Annotated in this window: 26 protein-coding genes; 13 read left to right on the top strand and 13 right to left on the bottom strand. The window is 63.5% G+C overall.

Annotation, left to right across the window (positions count from 1 at the left end; genetic code table 11):
- The first annotated feature begins 56 nt into the window (after positions 1 to 56).
- The 3 genes from KMZ29_RS14590 (at position 57) to KMZ29_RS14580 (ending at position 3,045) form a co-directional block, all read left to right on the top strand.
- Complete coding sequence (locus tag KMZ29_RS14590; protein WP_215619922.1) at positions 57 to 1,481, top strand: amidase; 1,425 nt, start codon at positions 57 to 59, stop codon at positions 1,479 to 1,481.
- A 113-nt stretch (positions 1,482 to 1,594) separates the two neighbouring features.
- Positions 1,595 to 2,002 (top strand): hypothetical protein, encoded by a 408-nt coding sequence (locus tag KMZ29_RS14585; RefSeq protein ID WP_215619921.1) that lies wholly within the window; start codon positions 1,595 to 1,597, stop codon positions 2,000 to 2,002.
- A gap of 224 nt (positions 2,003 to 2,226) precedes the next feature.
- Positions 2,227 to 3,045, top strand: coding sequence for a DUF2147 domain-containing protein (locus tag KMZ29_RS14580; protein ID WP_215619920.1), 819 nt, complete (start codon positions 2,227 to 2,229; stop codon positions 3,043 to 3,045).
- Here KMZ29_RS14580 and KMZ29_RS14575 read toward each other — a convergent pair.
- A complete protein-coding gene (locus tag KMZ29_RS14575) occupies positions 3,042 to 3,314 on the bottom strand; it encodes a hypothetical protein (protein ID WP_215619919.1) in 273 nt (90 codons plus the stop codon). The genes KMZ29_RS14580 and KMZ29_RS14575 overlap by 4 nt on opposite strands.
- Positions 3,315 to 3,534: 220 nt before the next feature.
- On the opposite strand from KMZ29_RS14575, the gene KMZ29_RS14570 reads away from it, so the two are divergent.
- A complete protein-coding gene (locus KMZ29_RS14570) occupies positions 3,535 to 3,894 on the top strand; it encodes a hypothetical protein (protein ID WP_215601943.1) in 360 nt (119 codons plus the stop codon).
- 15 nt (positions 3,895 to 3,909) lie between these two features.
- Here the strand turns inward: KMZ29_RS14570 and KMZ29_RS14565 are convergent, their stop codons facing one another.
- Both KMZ29_RS14565 and KMZ29_RS14560 read right to left on the bottom strand, forming a co-directional pair.
- Entirely contained in the window at positions 3,910 to 4,314 is a 405-nt protein-coding gene (locus KMZ29_RS14565) for a (R)-mandelonitrile lyase (RefSeq protein ID WP_215619918.1), read from the bottom strand.
- 139 nt (positions 4,315 to 4,453) lie between these two features.
- Positions 4,454 to 5,152: a ribonuclease activity regulator RraA gene (locus tag KMZ29_RS14560; protein WP_215601941.1), complete on the bottom strand. Its 699-nt coding sequence runs from the start codon at positions 5,150 to 5,152 to the stop codon at positions 4,454 to 4,456.
- A 239-nt stretch (positions 5,153 to 5,391) separates the two neighbouring features.
- Between KMZ29_RS14560 and pxpB the strand changes: the two genes are divergently transcribed.
- The 3 genes from pxpB to KMZ29_RS14545 are packed head-to-tail and all read left to right on the top strand — an operon-like array spanning position 5,392 to position 7,990.
- Positions 5,392 to 6,123, top strand: coding sequence for a 5-oxoprolinase subunit PxpB (pxpB, locus tag KMZ29_RS14555; RefSeq protein WP_215619917.1), 732 nt, complete (start codon positions 5,392 to 5,394; stop codon positions 6,121 to 6,123).
- The gene (locus tag KMZ29_RS14550) at positions 6,120 to 7,172 is read left to right on the top strand and encodes a 5-oxoprolinase subunit C family protein (RefSeq protein ID WP_215619916.1); all 1,053 of its coding nucleotides are present in this window, start codon (positions 6,120 to 6,122) and stop codon (positions 7,170 to 7,172) included. The genes pxpB and KMZ29_RS14550 overlap by 4 nt, the downstream gene beginning before the upstream one ends.
- Positions 7,173 to 7,219: 47 nt before the next feature.
- On the top strand, positions 7,220 to 7,990 hold the full coding sequence (locus KMZ29_RS14545) for a LamB/YcsF family protein (protein WP_215619915.1): 771 nt from the start codon (positions 7,220 to 7,222) through the stop codon (positions 7,988 to 7,990).
- Between the two features lie 9 nt (positions 7,991 to 7,999).
- Here the strand turns inward: KMZ29_RS14545 and KMZ29_RS14540 are convergent, their stop codons facing one another.
- The 5 genes from KMZ29_RS14540 to KMZ29_RS14520 form a co-directional block, all read right to left on the bottom strand.
- The gene (locus KMZ29_RS14540) at positions 8,000 to 8,152 is read right to left on the bottom strand and encodes a hypothetical protein (protein WP_215619914.1); all 153 of its coding nucleotides are present in this window, start codon (positions 8,150 to 8,152) and stop codon (positions 8,000 to 8,002) included.
- 176 nt (positions 8,153 to 8,328) lie between these two features.
- Entirely contained in the window at positions 8,329 to 9,936 is a 1,608-nt protein-coding gene (locus KMZ29_RS14535; RefSeq protein WP_215619913.1) for a sulfite reductase subunit alpha, read from the bottom strand.
- The gene (locus KMZ29_RS14530) at positions 9,933 to 11,714 is read right to left on the bottom strand and encodes a NirA family protein (RefSeq protein WP_215619912.1); all 1,782 of its coding nucleotides are present in this window, start codon (positions 11,712 to 11,714) and stop codon (positions 9,933 to 9,935) included. The genes KMZ29_RS14535 and KMZ29_RS14530 overlap by 4 nt, the downstream gene beginning before the upstream one ends.
- A 326-nt stretch (positions 11,715 to 12,040) precedes the next feature.
- The gene (locus KMZ29_RS14525) at positions 12,041 to 13,207 is read right to left on the bottom strand and encodes a CmpA/NrtA family ABC transporter substrate-binding protein (protein ID WP_215619911.1); all 1,167 of its coding nucleotides are present in this window, start codon (positions 13,205 to 13,207) and stop codon (positions 12,041 to 12,043) included.
- Positions 13,204 to 13,794 carry an ANTAR domain-containing response regulator gene (locus KMZ29_RS14520; protein WP_215601933.1) on the bottom strand — a complete coding sequence of 197 codons (591 nt, stop codon included), beginning with the start codon at positions 13,792 to 13,794 and terminating at the stop codon, positions 13,204 to 13,206. Before KMZ29_RS14520 ends, KMZ29_RS14525 begins: the two co-directional genes overlap by 4 nt.
- A gap of 112 nt (positions 13,795 to 13,906) precedes the next feature.
- Between KMZ29_RS14520 and rimO the strand changes: the two genes are divergently transcribed.
- The 3 genes from rimO (at position 13,907) to KMZ29_RS14505 (ending at position 17,501) form a co-directional block, all read left to right on the top strand.
- On the top strand, positions 13,907 to 15,232 hold the full coding sequence (rimO, locus tag KMZ29_RS14515) for a 30S ribosomal protein S12 methylthiotransferase RimO (protein ID WP_215619910.1): 1,326 nt from the start codon (positions 13,907 to 13,909) through the stop codon (positions 15,230 to 15,232).
- Between the two features lie 61 nt (positions 15,233 to 15,293).
- Positions 15,294 to 16,022, top strand: a complete 729-nt coding sequence (locus KMZ29_RS14510) for a hypothetical protein (protein WP_215619909.1) — start codon at positions 15,294 to 15,296, stop codon at positions 16,020 to 16,022.
- Between the two features lie 282 nt (positions 16,023 to 16,304).
- Positions 16,305 to 17,501: an acetylornithine transaminase gene (locus tag KMZ29_RS14505; RefSeq protein ID WP_215619908.1), complete on the top strand. Its 1,197-nt coding sequence runs from the start codon at positions 16,305 to 16,307 to the stop codon at positions 17,499 to 17,501.
- 103 nt (positions 17,502 to 17,604) lie between these two features.
- On the opposite strand, the gene KMZ29_RS14500 is transcribed toward KMZ29_RS14505, so the two are convergent.
- From KMZ29_RS14500 to pcsA, 3 genes are all read right to left on the bottom strand, one after another.
- Positions 17,605 to 18,579 carry a quinone oxidoreductase family protein gene (locus KMZ29_RS14500; protein ID WP_215619907.1) on the bottom strand — a complete coding sequence of 325 codons (975 nt, stop codon included), beginning with the start codon at positions 18,577 to 18,579 and terminating at the stop codon, positions 17,605 to 17,607.
- Between the two features lie 89 nt (positions 18,580 to 18,668).
- Entirely contained in the window at positions 18,669 to 19,394 is a 726-nt protein-coding gene (locus KMZ29_RS14495; protein WP_215611902.1) for a TerC family protein, read from the bottom strand.
- Positions 19,391 to 20,125: a phosphatidylcholine synthase gene (gene pcsA, locus KMZ29_RS14490; RefSeq protein ID WP_215619906.1), complete on the bottom strand. Its 735-nt coding sequence runs from the start codon at positions 20,123 to 20,125 to the stop codon at positions 19,391 to 19,393. Before pcsA ends, KMZ29_RS14495 begins: the two co-directional genes overlap by 4 nt.
- Positions 20,126 to 20,257: 132 nt before the next feature.
- On the opposite strand from pcsA, the gene KMZ29_RS14485 reads away from it, so the two are divergent.
- Positions 20,258 to 21,454 carry a UbiH/UbiF family hydroxylase gene (locus KMZ29_RS14485; RefSeq protein ID WP_215619905.1) on the top strand — a complete coding sequence of 399 codons (1,197 nt, stop codon included), beginning with the start codon at positions 20,258 to 20,260 and terminating at the stop codon, positions 21,452 to 21,454.
- A gap of 65 nt (positions 21,455 to 21,519) precedes the next feature.
- On the opposite strand, the gene KMZ29_RS14480 is transcribed toward KMZ29_RS14485, so the two are convergent.
- The gene (locus KMZ29_RS14480) at positions 21,520 to 22,473 is read right to left on the bottom strand and encodes an AEC family transporter (RefSeq protein ID WP_215619904.1); all 954 of its coding nucleotides are present in this window, start codon (positions 22,471 to 22,473) and stop codon (positions 21,520 to 21,522) included.
- A 121-nt stretch (positions 22,474 to 22,594) separates the two neighbouring features.
- On the opposite strand from KMZ29_RS14480, the gene hspQ reads away from it, so the two are divergent.
- A complete protein-coding gene (gene hspQ, locus KMZ29_RS14475; RefSeq protein WP_215619903.1) occupies positions 22,595 to 22,927 on the top strand; it encodes a heat shock protein HspQ in 333 nt (110 codons plus the stop codon).
- Positions 22,928 to 23,017: 90 nt separating this feature from the next.
- Here hspQ and KMZ29_RS14470 read toward each other — a convergent pair whose 3' ends face one another.
- Positions 23,018 to 23,815: an invasion associated locus B family protein gene (locus tag KMZ29_RS14470; RefSeq protein WP_215619902.1), complete on the bottom strand. Its 798-nt coding sequence runs from the start codon at positions 23,813 to 23,815 to the stop codon at positions 23,018 to 23,020.
- 377 nt (positions 23,816 to 24,192) lie between these two features.
- Here KMZ29_RS14470 and KMZ29_RS14465 point away from each other — a divergent pair, with 377 nt between their 5' ends.
- Entirely contained in the window at positions 24,193 to 25,908 is a 1,716-nt protein-coding gene (locus KMZ29_RS14465) for an extracellular solute-binding protein (protein WP_215619901.1), read from the top strand.
- Position 25,909: the final 1 nt, after the last annotated feature.

The following is a 25,909-nucleotide window of genomic DNA, read 5'->3' as shown; positions in this document are numbered from 1 at the left end:
ACGTCCGGCACGACTTGACTGCACCAGACCCCTTCAGCGGCTTTACGGATATCAACATGGCTTTCAAGGAATACGGCAGCTATGACGCGACGGGTCTTGCCGATCTCGTCCGCAACAAGCAGGTCAGCCCCGGCGAATTGCTGGACGAGGCGATCGCCCGCACCGCCAAGGTCGATCCGCAGATCAACGCCGTCGTCGTGAAGCATTACGACTATGCGAAGCGGCAGATCGACAAGGGGCTTCCGGACGGGCCCTTCACCGGCGTGCCGTTTCTGCTGAAGGATCTGGACATCCTGGAGGGCACGCGGACGACCTTCGGCGCCAGCGTCTTCAAGGACGATGTCGCCGATCATACCGGCACCCTCGCCCAGCGCTTCCTCGCCGCCGGCGTCACCATCTTCGGAAAGAGCGCCAGTCCCGAATTCGGATTGATGCCGACCACCGAGTCGCGGCTGTTCGGTCCGACCCGGAATCCGTGGAATTTGGCGCATTCCTCGGGCGGTTCGTCCGGCGGGGCCGCCGCTGCGGTTGCCGCGCGTATTCTTCCCGTCGCGCATGCCAGCGACGGCGGCGGCTCGATCCGCATTCCCGCTTCCGCCTCCGGCGTGTTCGGATTGAAGCCGACCCGCGCGCGCAATCCGCTCGGTCCCGATCGCGGCGAAGGCTGGGGCGGATTTTCCTGCGGCCATGTGGTCAGCATCAGCGTCCGCGACAGCGCCGCGATGATGGACGCAGTCCACGGGCCTGAATCGTCGAGTCCCTATGTGGCGCCGCCGCCGGCGCGGCCATTCATCGAGGAGGTCGGGCACGATCCCGGGCGGTTGCGCATCGCTTTCACCGACAAGTCGCCCTATGGCGACGCCATCGACCCGGAAATCGCCGCAGCCACCCGCGAGATCGCAGCGCTGCTCGCCGGCCTCGGCCATCACGTCGAGGAACGGGCGCCGCCGCTCGCCGCCGATCCGGCGGTCGCGATGTCGACCATCGTGGCTGCCAATACCGCGCTGAACGTGCGGTTTGCCGAGCAGCGCTTCAAGCGCGCGATGACGACTGATGATTTCGAGGTGCTGACGCTGGCGAGCGCCCACAACGCGCAAAAGGCGACGTCGACCGATTATGTGGCCGCGCAACTGGCTACATTCCAGATTTCGCGGGCGCTGGCCACCTTCTTCGAGAGCTGCGATGTGTTCCTGTGCCCGACGCTATGTTCGCCGCCGCTGCGGATTGGTGAACTCAACACCATGTCGGAGGATCTGTCGCACATCGCTCCGATCTTGCGGCGCTATATGCCGGCCACCGCGATGTTCAACATGTCCGGCCAGCCCGCGATGTCGGTGCCGCTGGCATGGAATGCGGCCGGATTGCCGCTCGGCATGATGTTCTCCGCCAAATTTGGTGACGAGGGAACTTTATTCCGTCTGGCAGGCCAGTTCGAACAGGAGCGGCCCTGGAAGGACAAATTGCCGCCGGTATGTGCGTAAGCGCGCACTTACCACGGACAAAACTCAGCCTCATTCGCGCGCGAAGAAAAGCCACCGGCACGGCAACGGGGACACCGATTCCGCTGACGGAGTTTTTCATCCGGAGGCGAATAGTGAGCCAGAGCGACCCGACCGATCATGCGCTGGCGGCCATTGCCAGCATCCTCGATCACCCGGAGCCTCATCGCGAGCCGGAGGAGAAGACCGCGGTCGAGGAGAAGCCTGTCGCGCCCGTGGCGGTCGAGGCCGACGGCTATTCGAAGATCGGTCCCGGGCCGATGACGGCGCTCCGTTTCAAATGGACCGTTCGCCGCGACGACGAGGGCGAATATTATGTGCACGAGACGATCGGCCAGAGTTCCGCACCTGTCGTCACGGGGCCGATGCCCGCCGATGCCGCCATCCGGCTGGTGGACGATCGCGCAAGCGAGGCGCGGCAGCGATTCGAACAGCTTCGAAGCGAAATGGCGGGACGCGCTGCAGCCGCGAATTTGGTCCGGAGAGACAGTGGCGAGATGTGAATGCTCAGGGGGCGTACAGGTCGTCGCCTGCTGTTGAATGAACGGCTTTCGCCGCAAAATTGACCGCTTCCGCGGTCCTGATTTTGACTGCCGTCACTAGAAGACGCATTGAACCAAACCCGCTAGACACACGACTCATAGCCATGAAAGTGACCTGGATCACGTTGCGGAACACCACGGCAACGTACGGTCGACACTGAGATTTCACTGCTCAGGGGATCATGATGAAGAAGCTTTTTGCTGTCGCCGCGTTGTTGCTGGCGAGCACAGCCGCGCAGGCCCAGTACACCTTCGAATATGGCGGACGCACCATCCGCATCGATCCGGATCGCGGAACGGTTTCGATCCCGGGCGTCTACGACAACACCGGGCGGAAGGCCAAGCGCCCGCGCGACGATCAGGAGATTGACCGTACGCCCAGACAGGCGCCGCAGCAGGCAAAGAACGATCCGCAGGCACCCGTTGTTGAGCCTGCGCCGGCGCCCGTCCAACAAGCCCCTGCGACCGCCGCCGCCCCAGCCGAACCTTCCAGGGCAACTGCGAATGTCGCACCGGCGGATGCCGCCCCTTCGGCACAACCTCCCGCCAGCGCGCCCGCGCCGCAGCCTCAGCAGAATGCGGCACCCGCTGCGCAGCCCGCGCCAGCTGCCCAGCCCGCCCCGGCTCCTGTCTTGGCGACGGCTCCGCCGGCGCCGGCAGCAGTCCCTGCTCCCAAGCCGCAGGCACCCGCCCCCGCGGCGGCCAATTCGCCGCTCGGCGTCTGGCTGACCGAGGAGAAGGAAGGCAAGGTCCGGATCGAGCAGTGCGGCCCCAATCTCTGCGGATATTCCGTGGACGCCAAGTCGAACCAGAACGGTGAGCAGGTTCTGATCAACATGAGGCCCACCAAGGATTCCAAATGGAGCGGGCGAATCCTCGACCCGAATTCCGGCAGCACCTACGACTCGACGATCGCGCTGAAGGGCAATGACAGCCTGCGGGTGCAGGGCTGTGCGTTTGGCGGCATGTTCTGCGGCGGTCAGACCTGGAGCCGGCTGAACTAGGGTCTGTTGGGATTCAGGATTCTCATCCGGAGTTTGTTGTGATTCAAGCGATGGATGGACCGATTCGTTTTGACTGACGCTGAGCGGATCGGAGAGATAGCCGTCATGGCGCCGATCTGCAGAAAGGTCCGCGCGCCGTCATTCAGGACGACGTCTTCCACCAGAACCTCTACCGGGCGCCTGGTATAGCCGCCCAGCCGGTAGGCGATGTTGCGAATGCTCGATTTCTGGCGTGCCGATAAATTACGTGCCGCTAACGATCTGATCATCGGTCGTATCCTTTTGGGCAGTCGTCTCGGAACAGCCGGCCTCCTGCCGATCGGAGGTTTGCGAGGATCGTGCCATCGGTCCGGAATTAACCTCTGGGTGTGCGGTACGTCACGTCGCGCCAGGTCCGCGCGGCGTTCACGGCAAAATCGGGTGACTGCGATCACATTCGCCGGCGAAGACCTCTGTAACCATGCTGGCGTCCAACCATGAGGTCGCGCCATGCAACCGTTTCGCAAGATGCTTATTGCCAGCCGCATCCTGATCCTCGTCGGCATGTCGGCCGTCACACCGGCTGCGGCGTCGACGTTTGACGGCGCGTGGAATGTCCAGATTGCCTCGAGCAATGCGGCCTGCCCCAGCGGGACGAGCGTCTCGATCGGCATCAACAACGGTCAGGTCGAGTCCAACAATGCTTCGGTTACCGCGTCAGGCCGCGTCGCCGACGCCGGCACCATCAGCGTCACGCTCTCGAGCGGCATGAAGCGGGCGGTCGGCTCGGGCAGACTCACCGCCACGTCGGGATCGGGCACGTGGCGCGGCGCCATGTGCTCCGGCACCTGGACGGCGCAGCGGATTTGACGGAACGATGAATCGTTATCCGACCTTGGCCGAGTAGTCCGCCTCACTCACCGGCTCCATCCAGGTGACATAGCTGCCATTCAGCGATTCCTGCATCGCGATATGGGTCATGCCATTGCTGGGCGAGCCGCCGTGCCAATGCTTTTCGCCTGGCGGGATCCAGACCACGTCGCCTGGCCGGATCTCGCGCACCGGCTGGCCCGCAGTCTGAACCCGCCCCACTCCCGAAATCACGTACAGTGTCTGGCCGAGCGGATGCGAATGCCAATTCGTCCGCGCGCCCGGTTCGAAGGAGACGCGGGTCGAGACGATCCGTGCCGGCGCTTCGGCGGCAATGATCGGATCCTGCCACACCGTGCCGACGAAGTACTCTTGGGGCGCGCGGCGCGTCGGCCGTGAGCCGGCGAGATGGATATCCATGAAGTCCTCCTTCTTGACTGGTAGTCCCTCATGGTGAGGAGGCGCTCTCCCGGCAGCGCTCTCGCGCTGTCCGGTGCGCCGTCTCGAACCATGAGGCCGTCCCTCGAGACGCGGCGAAGTCGCCGCTCTCAGGAGGCGGCTATTTCTTCGTGGCTGCGTAACGTGCCTTGGTCTCGGCATTCATCGGATAGAGTCCGGGCAGCGCAGCACCGCCATTCACCTCTTCGACGATCCAGGCTTCCATCCGCTCCTGCTCGGCGCCTTCGGCCAGAATGAGGTCGAGGAACGCTTGCGGGATCACCACGGCGCCGTCCTGGTCGGCGACGATGACGTCATTGGGGAAAATCGCCACCCCGCCGCAGCCGATGGGCTCGCCCCAGCCGACAAAAGTCAATCCGGCGACCGAGGGCGGCGCGGCAAAACCGTCGCACCATACCGGCAGGCCGGTGCCGAGCACGCCTTCGAGATCGCGCACCACGCCGTCGGTCACCAGCGCCGCCACGCCGCGCTTGACCATGCGCGCACACAGGATGTCGCCGAAGATGCCGGCGTCCTTGACGCCCATCGCGTCGACCACGGCGATACAGCCCGCCGGCATGGCCTCGATCGCGGTACGGGTCGAAATCGGCGACGACCAGGATTCCGGCGTCGCCAGATCCTCCCGCGCCGGCACAAAGCGGAGTGTAAAGGCCGATCCGACCAGCCGCGGCTGTCCCGGCCGCAGCGGGCGCGAGCCCCGCATCCAGACGTTGCGCAGGCCCTTCTTGAGCAGAACCGTGGTGATGGTGGCGGTGGAGACGCGGGACAGGGTTGCGATCGCTTCGGGGGTGAGGGACATCGAAAAGGTGGCTCCTAGGGGATTTATTGGGCGCGCGCATCTTGCGGGGCAAGGGCATCGCGTCAAGGGGCGACACTAACCCACGGCCGAGCGGGATGCATGGCATGACGCAATCAAAATCCCTTATCACGGGTATGCTGATTAATTTATTGAATTTGCAGGCCCATTCTCGCAAAGCGAATTCCACTTCGCCGCGAAACACGTTAGAGCTTGGTGTCCGCCGATGAATTTGTGAGGCCATGGCCGCGACACTCTCCCCTCCCCGTATTTTGCCGAGTGGCGACAGCGCCATCACGGTCGAATTCAGTCGCAACATCGATGACGCCGCAAACCGGCGAGTGCTGGCACTCGATCGCATTCTCGCGCGTGAACCGGTCGCCGGCGTGACCGAAACGGTACCCACCTATCGATCCCTGCTGGTGCATTACGATCCCCTGCAGATCGGATTCGACGCGCTGAGCGAAAAGCTGGTTGCGCTGGCGCAACTGCCGGTTCCGCCGACGACAAAAGCCCGGCGCTGGCGGATTCCCGTGGTCTACGGCGGCGAGCATGGCATCGACCTCGAGGACGTCGCCAAGGCGCTGAACATGACGCCGGACGAGATCGTGGCGCGGCACGTCGCCGGCGACTACCGCGTCGCCATGATCGGATTCACGCCGGGCTGGTCCTATCTCAGTGGCCTCGATCCGTCGCTGCATATGCCAAGGCGGCAGAACCCGCGCCTGCTGACGCCAGCCGGTACGGTCTCGATCGGCGGCGTGCAGACCGGCGTTCAGTGCCTGGCCGGTCCGAGCGGCTGGCACCTCCTGGGACGGACGCCGGTCCGGACCTATCAGCTGCATCGCGATCCGATCTTTCTGCTGGAGCCCGGCGATCGCGTGACGTTTTCGGCGATTGATGCGAAAACCTTCGCGGAGCAGGATCGCGCTGCTGAAGCCGGCAAAATCGTCGCCGAGTTGATCGCCGCATGAGCAAGCTCGTCATTTCAGCGATCGGCCCTGCGAGTTCGGTGCAGGACGGCGGCCGCCATGGCACCCAGCGCTACGGCCTGACGCCGAGCGGCGCGATGGATATGCTCGCGCTGGCGGTGGCGAACGTTCTGGTCGGAAACCCGACATTGGCCGCAGCGATCGAAATCGGTCCGTTCGGAGCGGCGTTCAAGGCGCGCGGCGGCGCGGTTCGCGTCGCACTCGCTGGCGCCTCGCGCAACGCCGACATTTCCGGCCGCGCGGTCGCGTTCAATACATCGATGACGCTCGCGGACGGCGAGACCCTGACCTTGGGCTTTGCACGCGGCGGCGCCTTCAGTTACCTCGCGATTGAGGGCGGTATTGCCGGCGAGCCGATGTTCGGCAGCCTCGCGGTCAACGCCCGCGCCGGCCTCGGCAGTCCCTATCCGCGTCCGCTGCAGGCCGGCGACGAATTGCAGACCGCGCTCGCAAGCGGCGCGGCCGAGCGGCGGCTCGATTTGCCTGCGATGGCGGACGCGCCGATCCGGGTGGTGATGGGCCCGCAGGACGACGAGTTCGGTGACGCCACCAGGCTTTTTCTCGACGGCGAATGGAAGATATCGGCGACCAGCGACCGTATGGGATACCGCCTGGAAGGCCCCGTGATCAAACATCTGCACGGCCACAACATCGTCTCCGACGGCACCGTGAATGGCAGCATCCAGGTGCCCGGCAACGGCCAGCCGATCGTGCTGATGCCGGACCGCGGCACCAGTGGCGGCTATCCGAAGATCGCAACCGTCATCACCGCCGATCTCGGGCGGTTCGCGCAGATTCCGGCAGGAAAGGTTTTCCGCTTCAAGGCCGTCAGCATGGCGGAAGCGCAGGCGGAACTGCGAAAGTCGGCGGAACTGCTGCGCACCCTGCCCGACCGGCTCCAACCGATCGAAAATTTTGATCTCAACATCGAAGCCCTGCATGATGCTAATGTCGCTGGCGCCGCCGTCAGCGCGGTCGATGCCGGCACGTGGCATGCACCATCGGCAGCGGATGTCGAGGTCCCGGACTAGCCGGCGCACGACGAATTCAAGATCCACTCACGCGAAGCGGACACATCATGAAGACCATCGATCTGAATTGCGATCTCGGCGAAGGATTTGGCGCATGGCAAATGGGCAATGACGCCGCCATGATCGAACTGGCCACGTCGGTCAATGTCGCCTGCGGCTTTCACGCCGGCGATGCCGACATCATGCGCAGGACGGTGGAACTTGCGAAAGCGCGCGGGGTCAGCATCGGCGCCCATCCCGGTTACCGCGACCTGCACGGTTTCGGCCGGCGGCCGATGGTCGGCCTGAAATCGTCGGAGATCGAAAACCTGGTCGCCTACCAGATCGGCGCGCTGCAGGCGATCGCGACCGCGGCCGGTCACAAGGTCACCCACGTCAAGGCGCATGGCGCGTTGTCCAATGTCGCCTGCGAGGACGACATGACCGCGAAGGCGATCGCCTCCGCGATCAGGGCGGTCGATCCCAATCTGGTTTTCGTGGTGCTCGCCAATTCGAAACTGGTGCAGGCGGGCGAAGCCGCCAATCTGCCGATGGTGCACGAAGTGTTCGCCGATCGTGCCTATGAAGACGACGGCTCGCTGGTGTCGCGCCGCAAGCCCGGCGCGGTGCTGCACGACGCCAGGGAAATCGCGGATCGCGTGGTGCGGATGGTGCAGGACGGCGCGGTGGTCTCGGTGACGGGCAAGGTGATCAAGATGCGCACCGACACCGTGTGCATTCACGGCGATACCCCGGGCGCCGTCGAAATCGCGCGCGGCGTGAGGCAAGCGCTGAAGGTCGGGGGGATTGAGGTGGCGCCGTTCAAGAAGGCTAATTAGGGAGTTGCCCTAGAATGGGTGAACCGAGAGCGTACCCAATAAAATGCCGGCTATGACCGCGAAGGCGCCGTAGAGCGCGGCCGCGTGAAATCCGGTTCCGCTTCGCCTGGACAGCGAACGCGCGTAAAGGTGCAGGCGGGCTTCCGCCGATAGTTCGCGCATGGTCGATCTCCAACGCAGCATCGGGCATAATCAAATGCCGTCCGCTGCCGGATGCAAGACCATCCCGGAAATAGCGATATCAACGCCCCGATAGAGTCCAATTGCAGTCAAAAATTCTCTGCGGCGGATTCGGACGAGAATATTATTTGTTCGAATTGAATCGGTCTGGAACCCGCTCAGTAGACATCCTGCTGGAACCGCCCCTTCTTCTTGAGATCGGCGACGAACAGCACCGCTTCGTCGGTCGACCGTGCGCCGAACTGCGCGATGATATCGACCAGCGCGCGTTCGACATCCTTCGCCATCCGCTTGGCGTCACCGCAGATATAGAGGTTGGCGCCGTCGGCCAACCACGTCCACACTTCGCGGCCGAGTTCGCGCATGCGGTCCTGCACATAGAATTTCTTGTCGCCGTCGCGCGACCACGCCAGCGATAATCGCGTCAGCACGCCCGAGGTTTTGAGGGCGTTGAGCTCGTCGGCATAGAAGAAATCGCAGTCGCTGCGCTGATGGCCGAAGAACAGCCAGTTCTTGCCGGGCGCGCCGGTGGCCTTGCGGTCGAGCAGGAAGGCGCGGAACGGAGCGACGCCGGTGCCCGGCCCGATCATGATGATCGGCGTCTTCGGATCCTGCGGCAGCGCGAAGCCGTGGGCCTTCTGCACATAAACCTTGACCTCGTCGCCGGGATTGATGCGTTCGGCGAGGAAGGTAGAGGCGAGCCCGAGCCGCTTGCGCTTGCCGATCACGTAGCGCACGCAGTCCACCGTAAGCGACAGTTTGCCGGGCGTCGCGTTGTGCGACGAGGAGATCGAATAGAGCCGCGGCTGCAGCGGCTCCAGCGCCTCGACGAAGGCTTCGGGATGCGGACGGACGCCGGAGAATTTTTGCAGCGCCGCCATCACGTCCAGTGTCGCGGCGTCGCCGTCAGGATCCTCGCCTTGCGCCAGCGCGCGTGCCTTCTCGCGCAGTGCGCCGCCGGTGATGAAGGACAACAGTTCGAACAGGCTGTCGGGGGCCGGCGCCAGCGAGACGTCGTCGATCAACACCTCGCGCAGCGTCTTGCCTCTTACCTTGGTGGTATGGGACGCGCCGAGCAGGGCAATGATCTGATCGACATGGCCGACATCGTTGCGGGCAAAGATGCCGAAGGAATCGCCGACGACATAATCGAGGCCGGCGCCCGAGAGGTCGAAATCGATATGCCAGGTCTCTTTTTCCGAGCCGGGCTTGTTGAGCAGGCGCCGCGACAGGAAGGTGGCGGCCACCGGATTGTCCCGCGAACGGCCGGGCTCCGCCACGACGGCCGGCGCAGCCGCCGCGGGCGCGGCTGCCGGACCCGATGAGGCCGCCGGCGCCTTCTCCAGTTCCTCATGCAGGGTCTTCAGCATCCGGGCGGTTTCCTTGCCGCCGGGGACGCAGAGGTTGAGACGCGCTTCCGTCTTGCCCGCGATCGCTTCCGAATAGTCATGGCAGTTGTAGCCGCACTGGCCGCAATCCTGCTGCGCCATGGCCGCCATCATCCGCCGCCGCAGCGGCCGGCCTTCGGCGAGCTTCATGCGGTCGGCTATCGACATGGTCTGGTCATGCCAAGGCGCCTCGCCGTCATCGCCGTCGCCTGCAGGGCCCTGCAGAACGGCGGCGCCCTGCTCCGTCGACAGCGCCATCGGGGCGTCGGTCGACAACAGCCCGGCAAAGAAGCCGTTCAGCCAGGAACGCTGTGCTTCGGAAAACGGCGCGCTCGAGGGGATGATCTCGATCTTCGGAGGCGGCGTCATCTGGTTCATTTGGAAGCCTCGGCAAGCTTGCGCAGCGTCTCGCCGTCGTGGCGGCGCGCGAACGTCAGGAAGGTTTCATCAGGAGAGGCGCGATGCGCGAGATAGGCCTTCAACAGCTTCTCAACCGTCTTCGGCGCATCCTCCGCCTTCAGGTCGTGATAGACCTCCTGCCCGACATCGGCATTCGGGCCGAACCCTCCACCGGCGAACAGATGATAGCCCTCGACGGTGTCGTCCTCCTCGCCCACGGGCACCTTGGCGGCGATCAGGCCGATATCGCTGATGTAATGCTGCGCACAGGAATGGTGGCAGCCGGTGAGATGGATGTTGAGCGGAGTATCGAGTTCGACCCGCGGTTCGCACCAGTCGCCGATCGCAGCCGCATGCCGTTTGGTGTCGGACGCCGCGAACTTGCAGCCGGCGTTGCCGGTGCAGGCGATCAATCCGGCGCGGATTTGCGAGGCCTCGACGGCCAGCCCGATCTTCTTGATTGCCGCGATCGCGGGTTCGACATTGTCGTCGCGCACGCCGGGGATCAAGAGATTCTGCCAGACCGTGAGGCGGATATCGCCGTCGCCGAGATCCTGCGCGATTTTGGCAAGGCCCCGCATCTGCTCGCAGGTCGCCTTGCCGAGCGGCAAGGCAATGCCGATCCAGTTCAGGCCGGCCTGCTTCTGCTTGACCACGCCGATATGGGCCATCCGGTCGAAAGCCGGGCGCGGCGCCAGCGCCTCCGGCGGCACCCGCGTGAAGGCGTGGCCGAGTTTCTCCTCGACCAGGTCAAGGAATTTCTCCATGCCCATGCCGTCGATGACGTATTTCAAACGCGCCTTGAGCCGGTTGGTGCGGTCGCCGTGATCGATGAAGACGCGGACGATGGCGTCGGCGACCTTGGTCGCATCGGCCGGCTTGACGATGATGCCGGTTTCCCTGGCGAAATCCTTGTGACCGGTGATGCCGCCGATCCCGAGCCGGAACCAGATCCCGGGCTGGACGCCGAAACCATCCCTCACCTCGACAGCAGCGAACGCGATGTCGTTGGTGTCCTCGAGTACTGCGATCCTGCCGGCGCCGTCGAAGGCGACGTTGAACTTGCGCGGGAGCCCGGTCAGCGAGCGGTCGTTGAGGATGTGGTAGTGCCATTCGCGCGCATATTCGCGGGTGTCCAGTAGCTCCTGCGGATCGATGCCGGCGGTCGGCGTGCCCGTGACGTTGCGGATGTTGTCGGCGCCGGAGCCGCGCGAGCACAGACCGAGGTCCTGGATACCCTCGATCAGGGCCACGGCATTCTTCGGCGGTATCTCCCGCACCTGCAGGTTGGCCCGGGTGGTGACGTGGCAGAACGGCCCGCAAAGCGGTTCGATCAGGTCGGCGAGTCCTGAAAACTGCCAGTGCTTGAGGATGCCGTTCGGTATCCTCAAGCGGCACATGTAGGAATCCTGCGCCGGCGCGACATAGAACAGGCCGTAATAGCGCCAGCGGAAATTATCCGCCGGCGACGGCGGCGCGTTGGTGCGCGCCTGCTCCTTCAGCCGCGGATAGGCGTCGAACGGATGTTCCTCGCGCTTGAACTTCTCCTGGTCGGCGAGCTTCTTGCCGGACGCTACGGTCTTGTCCTGCGCCTTGATGTGGGCGGCGTCGGGTCCGGTCGGCTCGCTGCTGGTTTTGCCCGCAGCCGCGCCACTGAGCCCCCGCCCGACCCGGCTGATCTGCAGGCCGGTGGTGAATCCTTCGAGATAGCGCTTCTGCTCGTCGGTAAAGTCGATGGAGAGACTTTCGATTTTCATGTGCGCGACGAAGCTCCTGCGGCCACGACTGGTGGCTTTCAACGGAAAAAGGCATACGACCCGCTCAAACCAGAGGTAGCGGCCCGCCCAGCTTCGTTGCTGCGGAAATCCATCTTGGACGTAGGCCAGCGGCATCGGCGACGGCTGGCTGCACTGCAATATTCAAGTTGCGTGCCATGCTGGTTTCAGTAAAAACTGTATACTATTCAATCGGTTATATTTTGAACGGGGACCTTGGTGGCGGACTCCGCCGCCAATATCAAGCAGGCCGCCTAAAAATTAGCCATTTGAGGTGACGGCCCAACGATCGCCCATCGACTTCGGTATCAGGCCTTCCAGTGCCCGATCTTGAAGGCCGCCAAATGGCCTGCAATGTCGTTGGCGTCGAACGCCGGGCCGGCGAACGCGCCGATGGCGTCGGCGGCCCGGGCGGCCCTCGCCTCGCGCCCCAGCGCTGCGTCGTACAGATCGGGCCGGAACACCGCCATGGCGGTCTTGAGCGCCTCGGGGCTGATCGTGGTCTGCCCCCACCGCACCATCTGGGCGTAGAGCCAGGCGGCTTGCACCGGGTCGGGCCGCGCCGCACCTTCCCGCCCCACCAGCAGATAGCGGCTGCTTTCGCGAATGGTTCCATCGGGCGAAATCTTGAGGCGGCCATCCAGCGTGCGCCGGATCACCTCGGCATCGATCCCGATCCGCTCCGGCGCGCCGAGGATGCGCGCCGCCTCGGCGCGGTTCTGCGGCTGCTCGATGAAGTCGGCGGCGCGATCATGCGCCCGCACCAGCGCGGCCAGTACTTGGGGATTCTTCTCCGACCAGTCCTGCCTGACGGCCAGCACCTTCTCCACCGCACGCACCAGAATGTCGGCGACGAAATGCAGGATATGACCGACGCCAAGGTCGACGGCGACCGAATTCCAGGGCGCGCCGACGCAGAAGGCGTCGACATGACCGTTGGCGAGACTGTCCACCATATAGGGCGGCGGCAGCACCACAAGACGAACGTCCTCATCCGGATCGACGCCGCCAGCCGCCATCCAGAACCGAAGCTGATAATTGTGGGTCGAGAACGGAAAGGTCATGCCGAAGGTCAGGGGCTCGGCGCCGTTCTTGCGCCGTGTCGCCACCACGCGGGACAACGCCAGCGCGGTTGCCATCGGATCGAACGGATCGCCTTCGATCTCGCTCATGATCGCCGCATGCAGCGCCGGCGATACCGTGATCGCATTGCCGTTGATGCCGAGATTGAAGGGCGCCACGATCGGCACCTTGACGTGCCCGAGTCCGAGGCTGGAGGCGATCGCGACCGGCGCCAGCAGATGTGCTGCGTCGAACATGCCGATGTTGAGCTTGTCTCGAACGTTCGACCACGACACCTCGCGGACCAGCGTCACATCGAGCCCCTCCGCGGCGGCGAATCCCTTGTCGACGGCGACGATCAGGGCCGCGGCGTCGGCCAGCGGGATGAAACCTATGCGCAGCGGTGTGGTCATTTCAGCATCTCCGAAGCGGTCAGGATCGACTGTGCGATCTCGCCGATTTTCTTTTTCTCGCGCATCGCGGTGGAGCGCAGCAGGACGTAGGCCTCCTCTTCGGTGAGCCCCTTCAGCTTCATCAGGATGCCCTTGGCGCGGTCGATCACCTTGCGGTCTTCGAGCGCGGACTTGGCGCGATCGAGCTCGCCCTGCAGCTTGGAAAAGGCGTTGAAGCGGGAGATGCAGAGGTCGAGGAGCGGCTTGATGCGTTCCTTCTTCAGTCCATCGACGATATAGGCGGAGACGCCGGCATCGACGGACGCCTGGATCGAGGCGGCGTCGCTCTGGTCGACGAACATCGCGATCGGCCGGCGCACAGCCCGGCTGACCTGGAACATCTGCTCGAGAACGTCGCGGCTGGGGTTTTCGAGGTCGATCAGGATGACGTCGGGATCGAGCGAATAGATCCGGGCCAGCAGATTGTGCATCTCGCTGATGTGAGTGACGCCGGTAAAGCCCGCTTCCCGCAGCCCCTCCTCGAGGATGGCCGCGCGGATCGGGCTTTCGTCGACGATGACGATTTTCGGAGACGACTCGGCGCCCATCGGTCACTCGCATTCCGGCAAAACATCTCTTACCACGCCATAGGCCGGCTCAAAGTCTTGTAATTGTGGACAATTGGGACTAGCTCCTGCCCATCAATCAGGCAAATCAAACATGCAACAGGCCGCCGCGCCCAAAGTCAGCTTTGTTTCCTTGGGTTGCCCCAAGGCGCTGGTGGATTCCGAGCGGATCATCACCCGGCTGCGCGCCGAGGGCTATGAGCTGGCGCGCAAGCATGACGGCGCCGATCTGGTGATCGTCAACACCTGCGGCTTCCTCGACAGCGCCAAGCAGGAATCGCTGGGCGCCATCGGCGAAGCCATGGCCGAGAACGGCAAGGTGATCGTCACCGGCTGCATGGGCGCGGAACCCGAGCAGATCGAGGCCGCCTATCCCGGCGTGCTGTCGATATCGGGGCCTCAGCAATATGAGAGCGTGCTCGCCGCCGTGCACCGTGCGCTGCCGCCGGTGCACAATCCCCACCTCGACCTGGTGCCGCCGCAGGGCATCAAGCTGACGCCGCGGCACTACGCCTATCTCAAGATTTCCGAAGGCTGCAACAACCGCTGCAGCTTCTGCATCATTCCGAAGTTGCGCGGCGACCTGGTGTCGCGGCCCGCAGGTGACGTGCTGCGCGAGGCCGAGAAGCTGGTCAGCGCCGGCGTCAAGGAGTTGCTGGTTATTTCGCAGGATACTTCGGCCTACGGCGTCGACGTGAAGTATGCCGCGAGCCCGTGGAAAGACCGCGAGGTCCGCGCCAAATTCTTCGACCTCGCGAAAGAGCTCGGCGAGCTCGGCGCCTGGGTCCGGCTGCAATATGTCTACCCCTACCCGCATGTCGACGAGGTCATCGACCTGATGACGGAAGGAAAGGTGCTGCCCTATCTCGACATTCCGTTCCAGCACGCGAGCCCGGAAGTCCTGAAAGCGATGAAGCGCCCGGCGGCGCAGGACAAGACGCTGGCGCGGATCAAGAAGTGGCGCGAGCATTGCCCTGACCTCACCTTGCGCTCGACCTTCATCGTCGGTTTTCCCGGCGAGACCGATTCCGATTTCGCCTATCTGCTCGATTGGCTGGAAGAAGCCGAGATCGATCGCGCCGGCTGCTTCAAATATGAGCCGGTCGCCGGCGCGTCGTCGAACGCGCTTCCCAATGCCGTGCCCGAAGAGATCAAGCAGGAGCGCTGGAATGCGCTGATGGCGCGGCAGCAGAAGATCTCCGCACGCCGTTTGAAGCGCAAGGTCGGCACGCGGCAGCAGGTCATCATCGACGAGGTCGGTCCGACAGTGGCCAAAGGCCGTTCCAAAGCCGACGCCCCGCAGATCGACGGCGCGGTCTATGTCTCGAGCCGCCGCCCGCTGCGGGTCGGCGAAATCGTCACCGCGAAGATCGAACGCTCGGACGAATACGACCTGCACGGCAGCGTCGCGGGGTTCTGACGCACTTGCTGCGCACGGCCCGGCGCGGGACGGTCTCAAGTGGATCGATCTGGTAAACTAGATGTCTGATGACAAGGATCCGATTTCCAGAGTTGAAGAAGCTTTCGGGGAAGCTGGCCTGATAGGCTGGCAGTTTGCAGCCGACGGTGATTGGGATGGAGCGGAGCGTATTTTCTTTGAGCATTCACCGGATCGGGCTGCAGTACGGATCCAGCGCTGGCTCGACCAACAGGCGACCAACAATATTGCTTTCGAGGCCCTGTTTGAATTCGCCAGCAGTGAGCGGTTTTTCTTTGGCGTTCGCATTACTCATTTACAGCCAGAAGCAAAATCAAAGGCCATTCAGGCCCTTTTGACCGGTTGTCCAAAAGGAAGCCCTCTTCGCCACGTTGTTCAGCAAGCACGCGACGTCCTTGGCGAACGGCAGCTTGTCCGCGATACACCTGATTATCTTGAACTAGGCGTGTTTGATGTTTGGAACAAAGTTAAGCCACTTGTCGTCTGGAAGAAAAACGAGAAGTTGGGAGAAGCCACGGCGATCCTTCTGCCTAATGAGATAAGAAACAAGACGCAGAAGCCGGACGCCGGATTTTCTCCCCTTCACGAGCCGCAGGCTCAACCGCTGATGCTCGAGGCGTGTTGGAAAGAGGGTGACGAAAGCCGTTGCGGGTTCTCTTGTTGGGTTGGCTTGCCTGTGGGTGATCTTGATGGAACTTCGAAAACGCATACGCTTTCCAACAATCGATACCTTTCGGCGTCGGCTACGTTCATCGGAAGCAGCCCTCCTTGATATTTGAACTGGGCACCCTCGCCCCATCGTCAGGTTGTTGACTTGGCTAAGGCTCTTGACAGCCCGCGCCCTTCGGCTGTATGGCGGCGTCATGATGTTGAACCGGACCATCCGCCGCGCCACTTTCCGTCGTCGCTCTGTCGACGATGATGGGTCGCGCCGTGTCCGACGACAACGCTGAACAGATAGATCAGCAACGTTTTCGAGAAGGCCGCACCCTGAAAAGTGCGGCCTTCTTGCGTTTCGGCCCGCTTCCTCACCCTAGCCCGCAAGGAGTTCGACATGAACATCGCCACACATCCGTTTGATGCGCTGATGGAAATCACCGCGCGGCCGCCGACCGTTTTCGTCCGCGGCGAAGGCTCCTATCTGTGGGACGACAGCGGCAAGCGCTATCTCGACTTCATCCAGGGTTGGGCGGTCAATTGTCTCGGCCACTCGCCACCTGAAGTCGCCGAAGCGCTGGCCGCGCAGGCCAAACTGCTGCTGACGCCGAGCCCGGCATTCTACAACGGCCCCAGCCTCCAGCTTGCCAAGGCGCTCACCGACCACAGCTGTTTCGATCAGGTGTTCTTCGCCAATTCGGGCGCGGAAGCCAACGAGGGCGCCATCAAGCTCGCCCGCAAGTACGGCGCCTTGCACAAGAACGGCGCCTACGAGATCATCACCTTCGAAGGCGGCTTTCACGGTCGCACGCTCGCCACCATGTCGGCCTCCGGCAAGAAGGCGTTCGAGCCGCTGTTCGAGCCGAAGGTCTCCGGATTTCCCAAGGCGAAGCTGAACGACCTCGGCTCGGTGCAGCGGCTGATTTCGGACAAGACCGTCGGCGTGATGCTGGAGCCGATCCAGGGCGAAGCCGGCGTCTGGCCGGCGACCGATCAATTCCTCCGGGAGTTGCGGGCGCTGACCACGGAGCATGGCCTGCTGCTGATATCAGACGAAATCCAGACCGGCATGGGCCGCACCGGCAAGCTGTTTCACTATGAGCATGCCGGCATTACACCCGACATCATGACGCTGGGCAAAGGTATCGGCGGCGGCGTGCCGCTGGCGGCCTTGCTGGCGACGGACGAGGCTTCCTGTTTCGAGCATGGCGACCAGGGCGGCACGTTCAACGGCAATCCGCTGATGTGCGCGGCCGGGCTCGCCGTTCTGGCCGAGGTCAGCAAACCGGACTTCCTGAAATCGGCTGCCGATGCCGGATTGTTTCTGGAGAGCGAGTTGCAGCGGATCTCCGCCCGGCATGGTCTCGGCGAGGTCCGCGGCCGCGGATTGCTGCTGGCGCTCGACCTGAAGCACCCGATCGGCGCGTCCATTGTCGGGGAAGCGCTGGCGGATGGCGTGCTGCTGAACTCGCCGCAGCCTGACGCACTGCGTTTCATGCCGGCACTCAATGTCACGCGCGAAGAGATCGCCCTGATGATCGATTGTCTGGATTCGATCCTGACCAGAATGGGCGCGGCACGGCGGGTGGCGTAGTTCGAAGTCTCGCGTCATTCCGGGGCGATGCGAAGCATCGAACCCGGAATCTCGAGATTCCGGGTCTGGTGCTAGCGCACCAGCCCGGAATGACAGTGCCCTTCTACGGCTTCAGGATCGACGCGCCGGTCGTGGCTCGGCTCTCCAGGTCGATATGTGCTTTCGCCGCATCCTTCAGCGCATAGGCGTGGTTGATCGGCACGTGCAGCTTGCCGTTGATAACGGCTGAGAACAATGTGTCGGCGCCTTCCAGCAGGTCCGAGCGCTTGGCGATGTAGTCGTTGAGCTTCGGCCGGGTCGCAAACAGCGAGCCGTGATTGTTGAGTTCGGCAATCGCGAATGGCGGCACCGGACCCGACGCATTGCCGAAGCTCACGAACAGGCCGCGCGGCTTGAGGCAGGACAGCGAACCCGGAAAGGTGGTCTTGCCGACCCCGTCGTACACGACGTCGCAAAGCTCGTTGCGGCTGATCTGCTTCACCCGCGCGACGAAATCCTCTTCATTGTAGAGGATGACATGATCGCAGCCATTGGCGAGGGCAAGATCGGCCTTGGCCTTGGAGCCGACAGTGCCGATGACATGCGCGCCCATCGCCCTCGCCCATTGGCACGCGAGCAGGCCGATGCCGCCGGCAGCGGCGTGGATCAGCACCCGATGGTGCGGCTCGACCTGGAATGTCTTGTGCAGCAGATACCAGACCGTCAGACCCTTGAGCATCAGGACGGCGCCCTGCTCGTAGGTGATATGGTCGGGCAGCTTGACCAGCTTGTCCCAGGGGATGTTGCGCTCGGTGGCGTAACCGCCGAGATTGAAATAATAGGCGACGCGATCGCCGGGATGGAAATTGGTCACGCCGGACCCAACCGCCAGAACCTCGCCGGCGGCTTCATTGCCGGCGATGAACGGCAGCCCCGGCGCCTTGTAGAGGCCGGTGCGGTAATACACGTCGATGAAGTTCAGACCCACGGCATGCTGGCGGATGCGGACTTCGCCGGGTCCCGGCGCAGCCACGTCCACGGCTTCGTAGACCAGGGCTTCCGGGCCCCCTACCTTGTGCACGCGCACGGCCATGGTCATCTCAGGCTCTCCTTCATTTCTTAGCACTCAAGCGATAGCCATCGAGGCCGCGTTGTCAACTCGAGGCGAGAGGGAGCATCGCCGACGGGCTATTTGACGGCCTTCTTGCGGTTGCGCTTGGCGAGCACGTTGAAGGCTTCGACCGCCGCCGAAAACAACATGGCAAAATAGATGTAACCGCGCGGGATATGAAACTGGAATCCATCCGCCACCAGCGCGACGCCGATCAGCACCAGAAACGCCAGCGCCAGCATTTTCGTGGTCGGATGCTCCGCCACGAACCGCGCGACCGGGTTAGCCGATACATACATGATGATGACGGCGATGATGACCGCGGCGATCATGATCTCGAGATCCTGCGCCATGCCGATCGCGGTGATGATGGAGTCCAGCGAGAACACCAAGTCGATGATGATGATCTGGACGATCACCCAGAAGAACGCGCTGGCCGTCGGCGTGCCACCGTCCTCGTGGTCGCGCGCCTCCACCTCGCCGTGGATCTCGTGGGTCGCCTTCGCGATCAGGAACAGCCCGCCGCCGATCAGGATGATGTCGCGCCACGAAAACCCGATATCCCTCACGGTGAGGACGGGCTGCGTCAAACCAATCAGCCACACCAGAACGCTGAGCAGCAGGATGCGGAACACCAGCGCCAGCGCAAGCCCGATCTGCCGCGCGCGCTTCGCCTGCAGTTCGGGAAGGCGCGAGACGATCACCGACAGGAAGATGACATTGTCGATGCCGAGCACGATTTCCAGCGCCGTCAGGGTCAACAGCGCCGCCCAGGCTTCCGGACTGGTCAACAATTCGATCATGCTTTGAAGGACCTCACGATACGGATGGCAGCGTCGCTCGCCACGATATAGATGGCGATCGCGCAGAGTCCGATGGTTACGGGCGCACTGACGGCGAAATCGCTGGCCAGCGCGACGATCGCGAGCACGGCCCAGATCCCGATCAGCGACAAGGTCAGCCCTCGCATTCGCACGACGCGGAAGGGATGCAGCACGTTGAAGGGCACGAAGGTCAGCACGATGAGGGCCGCGACCAGGAGGCTAGACAGCCACGGCCGCAGATGCAGCAGAAACAGATAGAACGCCGCCGCATTCCACAGCGCCGGGAAACCGCGGAAATGATTGTCCGACGTCTTCATGCGGCGATCCGCGAAATAGAGCGCGCCCGATATGGCTACGCCGGCGCCCAGGATCGGCGCGGCCAGCGGCAACAGCAGGCCGCTTGCGGTGATCGCATAGGCCGGCACGAAAACATAGGTGACGAAATCGACCACGAGATCGAGCACCTCGCCCGACCAGTTCGGCTGCACGCGCACGACATCCATCCGGCGCGCGATCGGGCCATCGAGCGCATCGACCACCAGCGCGAGCCCAAGCCAGGCGAACATCGCCGCCCAGTGCTCGCGCACTGCCTCCAGCAATGCGATCAGGGCAATGCCCGCTCCCATCGCCGTGAAGACATGCACGGAAAATGCTGCCGCCCGCGTGGCCGGCGATACCGGTGGAGAAATTGGCTGGTTCGACTGGTCCATCGGACCGCACTGCTATCAGGAATCGCTGTGATTTGCACATCCATGCTTGCGGCGTTCGGCCGCGCAAATCGCCGGAACATTTACTCCATGATGTGCCTTGAAAATGCTGCCGGGAACGTCAATTGTCCCGGTATGAATGATGGATCCGGTACCTACGACGTCGTCGTGATCGGCGGCGGCCCCGCGGGGCTCGCCGCGGCGGTCGCGCTGGCGGATGCCGGCGCGAACACGGCTCTGGTGGCCCGCCGCGTCCCCTATGCCGACAATCGCACCACGGCGCTGTTGGGCGGCTCCATCGATCTGCTCGAACAGCTGGAAGTCTGGCCTCGCTGCAAGAACAAGGCGGCGGCCTTGCATATGATGCGGCTGGTCGACGATACCGGCCGGCTGATCCGGGCCCCGGAGGTCCGGTTCTCCTGCGACGAAATCGGTCTCGAGGTGTTCGGCTACAACATCGAGAACCGCGCGCTGATGATCGCCTTGGAGGAACGCGCCGCCGAGCTTCCCGGTCTGACCCGGTTCGACGATGAAGCCGATGCGATCGACCCTGGCGACGCCGTTGTTGCGATCCGGTTGCACAACGGAAATTCACTGTCGGCCCGCCTCGTCGTCGGCGCTGACGGGCGGCAATCGCTGTGCCGGGAGGCCGCCCATATCGAGGTTACGCGCCACAATCTGAATCAGGCCGCATTGACTTTCAATATCAGCCATTCGCGGCCGCATCGAAATATCTCCACGGAGTTTCACACCCCGCACGGCCCGTGTGTATTCGTGCCGCTGCCGGGCGACCGCAGCAGCGTGGTGTGGGTCGCCACACCGAAGGAGGCCGAGCGGCTGAGGGCGCTGAGCGATGACGAGCTGTCGGAGGCCGCGGAGCGGCAATCGCATTCCATTCTCGGCCGCGTCACGGTCGAACCGGGACGGTACGTGTTTCCGCTCGGCATCGAGCAGCCCCGGCAATTCGCAAAGGCCCGTATCGTGCTGGTCGGCGAAGCCGCGCATGTGATCCCGCCGATCGGTGCGCAGGGGCTGAACATGGGACTGCGCGACGCCGCCGACATCGCCGATATCGTGCGGGAGGCGATGGCGTCAGGCGAAGATCCCGGCGCGCCGCAGGTCCTCACGCGCTACGATTCAGTCCGGCGCACCGATGTGACCAGCCGCACTTTCGCGATCGATCTGGCGAACCGTTCATTGCTAAGCGATTTCCTTCCCGTGCAGTCGCTGCGCGCGGCCGGAATGCATCTGATCGGCTCGGTCGGCCCGCTCCGCCGCCTCGCCATGCGCGAGGGCCTGGCGCCGTCGTGGCGGTCATCCAGACATAGTTAGAAGTTTTTTTGTTTGACGCGTTTTCTTTGCGCGAACCGGTACCCACTTCGGTCGAAAACGCTATCTCACGGAAACACCAGCCGGCCGGTCTGAATGAACCACATCACGCTGGTGAGCGTGACGACGGATGCGAAGGTTCCAATCAGTACGGCGACGGACGCGGGCTCGACCCAGGTATCGTGTTGCCGGGAAATGACGAACACATTCAGCGCCGGCGGCAGCGCCGCCATCAGCACCGCGGTCGCCGCCCATGGCTGCGCGAAGGGTCCGAACAGCAGCATCAATCCGAAAACGACCAGCGGATGGATCAGGAGCTTGATCGCGATGACACCCGGGACTTCCCATGGCATGCGGCCGAACGGGCGCAACGCGACCGTGACGCCGAGCACGAACAGCGCCACCGGCGCTGCGGCGTTCTGCAGAAACAGTAGCGTATTGTCGATCGCGACCGGCGGATGAATATGGAGCCCAGCCGCGAGCGCACCGGCGGCCGCCGACATGATCAGCGGATTCAAGACGATCTGTCTCACCACCTGGCCGAGCGTGTGCAGCAGCGACTGGTGTTCGCGATCGGTGAGCGCGATCAACAGCGGTACGATTGAAAACAGGAAGATGCTGTCGCAGCAGAAGATCAACGCGGTCGGTGCCGCGGCCTTGGCGCCCAGCACGGCCAGCGCCAGGCCCGGACCCATATAGCCAATATTGCCATAGCCGCCGGATAGCCCCGCCAGCGTCGCCTCACGGAACGACAGCCGGCCGATCCCGCGACCCACCACCATGGCAATGGCGAAGGCGCTCATGGTGCCGAGGGTGGTCGCGATCAGGAACGGCGGATTGTTGAGTTCCGCAAACGGCGTCTTTGCCATGATTCCAAACAGCAGCGCCGGCAGCGAAACATAGAGCAGGAAGAAGTTCATCCACGCCAGGCCGCCCTCGGGAATCGCCTTGGCCTTGCCGCAGGCGAACCCGATGAAAATCAAGCCGAAATACGGTAACGCGAGATTGAGAATGTCGATCATCAGGTGGCGTCTTTTTCAGCATGGTTGGCCCCGATCGGCACCCTGAACGGACCGGCACGGCAAAGGTTAATTCGCCCGTTGCCTCTAGCATCGGCCACAATCATGGTCTATTCGACGAGCTATGATAAAAACGCGGACCGCTAAGTTTCAGATCGGACAGATCGTCCGTCACCGGATCTTTTCGTTCCGGGGCGTGATCTTCGATATCGATCCGGTATTCAACAATACCGAGGAATGGTGGCTGTCGATCCCCGAGGAAGTACGTCCGAGCAAGGATCAGCCCTTCTATCACCTGCTCGCCGAGAATTCTGAATCGGAGTACGTCGCCTACGTTTCCGAGCAGAATCTGTTGCCCGACGAGTCGGGCGAGCCGATCCGGCATTCGCAGGTCGCCGAGATTTTCGTGAAGGACAAATCGGGTGGCTATCGCCCGCGCAATTCGTCGCTGAACTAGCGCCGCCGCCGGTTGTTACCCATTAAAGTTGTTACCCATTAAAAAGGCGCCCGTTCCGGGCGCCTTTTTTTGGTCGACAGGATCGCCCAGTTACTTCGCAGCCGGATTGGCCGCGGGCGGATTGGCCTCGAGCTTTTTGCGCGCTTCCTCGGCGCGCTTCTGCAGCTCTTCCTGCAGCTTCTTCTGGGTTTCCTCGAACACCTTCGGGTCGGTCGGCGGGCCGTCATAGGCCTTGGCGAATTCGCCAGCCAGCGGCAGCGGCAAAGTGAGCGGCGCGCCGTTGGAGTTGATCGCCTGGACCACCAGATTCTGCCCCTTCTTCATGCTGGCAATCAATTCCGGCGATGCCTCGTAATCCGACATGCAACCATTCTGGAAGCAAATGACGTAGGGGCTTTGCAGCGGGGCATTGGTGTCGACGATCACACGCGTTCCGTGAACGAGCTGCATGCCGAGCGGAAGCGTGACACGCAGGATCTTCTTCGGCTCGCCTTCCGGCTCGATGATGACGGCGGCGATCACGGGCTGGCCGGATTCGATGCGTCCGTCCTTGCCGGTGAAGCAGACCTGCTTGGCGCCGGCATCCTGGCCCTTCAGGCAGAATTTGGTCCAGGGCGCATAGATCAGCTGAACCTGCTGATCGGCGGGCTGTGCAGCGCCTGCCGGCGGGGCGGCGGGTGCCTGCTGGGCCTGCGGAGCCGGGGCTGGCGCCTTCGGCGCAGCCTTCGGTGCGGCCTTCGGCGCCGCCTTGGGTGCCCCGGGGGCCGGAGCCGGCTGCTGCGCCTGCGCGCCGGGAGCCAGCAACGAGGCGGACAGTGCGGTCGCCGCGAGCAGAGCGATAACCCGCCCACGCGGCCAAACCGTCGCGGCCAAGATACGGAAATTCATTGCGGAAAACCCTTTCTGAACGGGGACGGCCGAAACCGCTGCAGGTACCAACACCTAGCCGTTGGGGCGGCTGTCTCTGTGCCAATTGAGGCGGATACGTGACAGGCCCTGCCGTCTTGGTCAATTGCCCGCCTTCAATACAGCGGCGGGCGAAAAGATCAATGCCGACAGGCATATTTGCCAACTGCCGGGACCGGATGTGACGGCTATGGTAAAATGCTTTGGTGACCAATATCGAATCAAATTCGAGCGCTGCGTTGCGAATTTCCCGGTGCTCGCGCCTTCTTGCTTCCCTCTGTGCTTTCGGCACTCTGTTTGGCGGATTCCTGCTTGCTGCCGATGACCCGCTCCGGGCAGAACCGAGCCATGCCATCGCCATGCACGGCGCCCCTGCCCTGCCGGCCAATTTCATCCACATGCCCTATGCCAATCCCGAAGCGCCGAAGGGCGGCCGCCTGGTGTGGGGGGTCCTCGGTGCCTTCGACAGCCTCAACCCGCTGATCGTCAGGGGCCTCGCCGTGCAGCAGGTCAGAGGGTTCGTGGTCGAAAGCCTGATGGCGCGGGGCAATGACGAGGCCTTCACGCTTTACGGCCTGTTGGCAAAAAGCGTGGAGACGGACGACAGCAGAAGCTATGTCACCTTCCACCTCGATCCGAAGGCGCGGTTCTCCGACGGCCAGCCCGTGCGAGCCGAGGACGTGCTGTTTTCGTGGGCCCTGCTGCGCGACAAGGGGCGTCCCAATCATCGCCAGTATTATTCGAAAGTCGCCAAGGCCGAAGCGCCGGATGCGCTGACCGTGCGGTTCGATCTCGCAGGTGCCAATGACCGCGAGCTGCCGCTGATCCTCGGCCTGATGCCGGTACTGCCCAAGCATGCCGTCGACGTCGCGACCTTCGAGGAAACCTCGATGGCGGCGCCGATCGGCTCGGGCCCCTATCGCGTCACGGCGGTCAAGCCCGGTGCCAGCGTCACGTTGACGCGCAATCCCGACTATTGGGGCCGCGACGTGCCGGCCAACCGCGGTCTGTGGAATTTCAACGAGATCAGGCTCGACTTCTATCGCGAGGCCAACGGCCAGTTCGAAGCGTTCAAGCGTGGCCTCTATGATTTCCGCGTCGAGACCGAGCCGCTGCGCTGGCATGACGGATATGACTTTGCCGCAGCCCGCAGCGGCGAGGTGATCCGCGATGCGATCAAGACCGGAATGCCGCAGCCGTCCGAATTCCTGGTGTTCAACACCCGGCGGCCGGCATTTTCCGACATCCGCGTGCGCCGGGCGCTGACGCTGCTGTTCGATTTCGAATGGATCAACCGCAATTACTTTTTTGGGCTCTATGGGCGCTCGGCGAGCTTCTATGCCGGCTCCGAACTGTCGGCCTACGGCCGTCCCGCCGACGAGCGCGAGCGGGAACTGCTGAAACCTTTCGCGTCGCATATGCCGCCGGATATCCTCGACGGCAGCTATCGCCTTCCCGTCACTGACGGTTCGGGCCGCGACCGCGCCACGCTGCGCAGCGCGCTGACGCTGTTGTCGGAGGCCGGCTACGATCTCGACGGCACGGTGCTGCGGCAGCGTTCGACCAGGGCTCCCCTCACCTTTGAAATCCTGGTGACGACGCGCGACCAGGAGCGGATCGCGCTGGCCTATCAGCGCGATCTCAAGCGCGCCGGCATCGAGGCCTCGGTGCGTGCGGTCGACGCCGTTCAGTTCGACCAGCGCCGTCTCGGCTTCGACTTCGACATGCTCCAGAACCGCTGGGATCAATCGCTGTCGCCCGGCAACGAGCAGTCGTTCTACTGGGGCAGCGAGGCCGCTGGAATTCAAGGCACGCGAAACTACATGGGAGCCAGGGATCCCGCCATCGACGTCCTGATCGCGGCATTGCTCGAGGCGCGCGAGCATCCCGGCTTCGTCTCGGCGGTGCGGGCGCTGGACCGGACCCTGATGTCCGGCTTCTACGCAATTCCACTGTTTAACGTTCAAGAGCAATGGATCGCGCGGTGGAATCGGATAGAACGGCCAAAGGCCACCGCGCTGACGGGTTACCTCCCGGAGACCTGGTGGCAGAAGCCGGCCCCGCAAGCGAAGTGAT

Origin of the sequence: Bradyrhizobium sediminis, from assembly GCF_018736085.1 — a bacterium.
Taxonomy (GTDB): Bacteria; Pseudomonadota; Alphaproteobacteria; order Rhizobiales; family Xanthobacteraceae; genus Bradyrhizobium; species Bradyrhizobium sediminis.
Note: the sequence above shows the minus strand (reverse complement) of the source record. Positions and strands in the feature narration are given on the sequence as shown.

What these genes read in the sequence shown, in the direction of transcription:
- KMZ29_RS14590 (WP_215619922.1), top strand. Translation starts at nt 57, where the DNA reads ATGGCTTTCAAGGAATACGGCAGCTATGACGCGACGGGTCTTGCCGAT.
- KMZ29_RS14580 (WP_215619920.1), top strand. Translation starts at nt 2,227, where the DNA reads ATGAAGAAGCTTTTTGCTGTCGCCGCGTTGTTGCTGGCGAGCACAGCC.
- KMZ29_RS14575 (WP_215619919.1), bottom strand. Translation starts at nt 3,314, where the DNA reads ATGATCAGATCGTTAGCGGCACGTAATTTATCGGCACGCCAGAAATCG.
- KMZ29_RS14570 (WP_215601943.1), top strand. Translation starts at nt 3,535, where the DNA reads ATGCAACCGTTTCGCAAGATGCTTATTGCCAGCCGCATCCTGATCCTC.
- KMZ29_RS14565 (WP_215619918.1), bottom strand. Translation starts at nt 4,314, where the DNA reads ATGGATATCCATCTCGCCGGCTCACGGCCGACGCGCCGCGCGCCCCAA.
- KMZ29_RS14560 (WP_215601941.1), bottom strand. Translation starts at nt 5,152, where the DNA reads ATGTCCCTCACCCCCGAAGCGATCGCAACCCTGTCCCGCGTCTCCACC.
- pxpB (WP_215619917.1), top strand. Translation starts at nt 5,392, where the DNA reads ATGGCCGCGACACTCTCCCCTCCCCGTATTTTGCCGAGTGGCGACAGC.
- KMZ29_RS14550 (WP_215619916.1), top strand. Translation starts at nt 6,120, where the DNA reads ATGAGCAAGCTCGTCATTTCAGCGATCGGCCCTGCGAGTTCGGTGCAG.
- KMZ29_RS14545 (WP_215619915.1), top strand. Translation starts at nt 7,220, where the DNA reads ATGAAGACCATCGATCTGAATTGCGATCTCGGCGAAGGATTTGGCGCA.
- KMZ29_RS14540 (WP_215619914.1), bottom strand. Translation starts at nt 8,152, where the DNA reads ATGCGCGAACTATCGGCGGAAGCCCGCCTGCACCTTTACGCGCGTTCG.
- KMZ29_RS14535 (WP_215619913.1), bottom strand. Translation starts at nt 9,936, where the DNA reads ATGAACCAGATGACGCCGCCTCCGAAGATCGAGATCATCCCCTCGAGC.
- KMZ29_RS14530 (WP_215619912.1), bottom strand. Translation starts at nt 11,714, where the DNA reads ATGAAAATCGAAAGTCTCTCCATCGACTTTACCGACGAGCAGAAGCGC.
- KMZ29_RS14525 (WP_215619911.1), bottom strand. Translation starts at nt 13,207, where the DNA reads ATGACCACACCGCTGCGCATAGGTTTCATCCCGCTGGCCGACGCCGCG.
- KMZ29_RS14520 (WP_215601933.1), bottom strand. Translation starts at nt 13,794, where the DNA reads ATGGGCGCCGAGTCGTCTCCGAAAATCGTCATCGTCGACGAAAGCCCG.
- rimO (WP_215619910.1), top strand. Translation starts at nt 13,907, where the DNA reads ATGCAACAGGCCGCCGCGCCCAAAGTCAGCTTTGTTTCCTTGGGTTGC.
- KMZ29_RS14510 (WP_215619909.1), top strand. Translation starts at nt 15,294, where the DNA reads ATGTCTGATGACAAGGATCCGATTTCCAGAGTTGAAGAAGCTTTCGGG.
- KMZ29_RS14505 (WP_215619908.1), top strand. Translation starts at nt 16,305, where the DNA reads ATGAACATCGCCACACATCCGTTTGATGCGCTGATGGAAATCACCGCG.
- KMZ29_RS14500 (WP_215619907.1), bottom strand. Translation starts at nt 18,579, where the DNA reads ATGACCATGGCCGTGCGCGTGCACAAGGTAGGGGGCCCGGAAGCCCTG.
- KMZ29_RS14495 (WP_215611902.1), bottom strand. Translation starts at nt 19,394, where the DNA reads ATGATCGAATTGTTGACCAGTCCGGAAGCCTGGGCGGCGCTGTTGACC.
- pcsA (WP_215619906.1), bottom strand. Translation starts at nt 20,125, where the DNA reads ATGGACCAGTCGAACCAGCCAATTTCTCCACCGGTATCGCCGGCCACG.
- KMZ29_RS14485 (WP_215619905.1), top strand. Translation starts at nt 20,258, where the DNA reads ATGAATGATGGATCCGGTACCTACGACGTCGTCGTGATCGGCGGCGGC.
- KMZ29_RS14480 (WP_215619904.1), bottom strand. Translation starts at nt 22,473, where the DNA reads ATGATCGACATTCTCAATCTCGCGTTACCGTATTTCGGCTTGATTTTC.
- hspQ (WP_215619903.1), top strand. Translation starts at nt 22,595, where the DNA reads ATGATAAAAACGCGGACCGCTAAGTTTCAGATCGGACAGATCGTCCGT.
- KMZ29_RS14470 (WP_215619902.1), bottom strand. Translation starts at nt 23,815, where the DNA reads ATGAATTTCCGTATCTTGGCCGCGACGGTTTGGCCGCGTGGGCGGGTT.
- KMZ29_RS14465 (WP_215619901.1), top strand. Translation starts at nt 24,193, where the DNA reads ATGCACGGCGCCCCTGCCCTGCCGGCCAATTTCATCCACATGCCCTAT.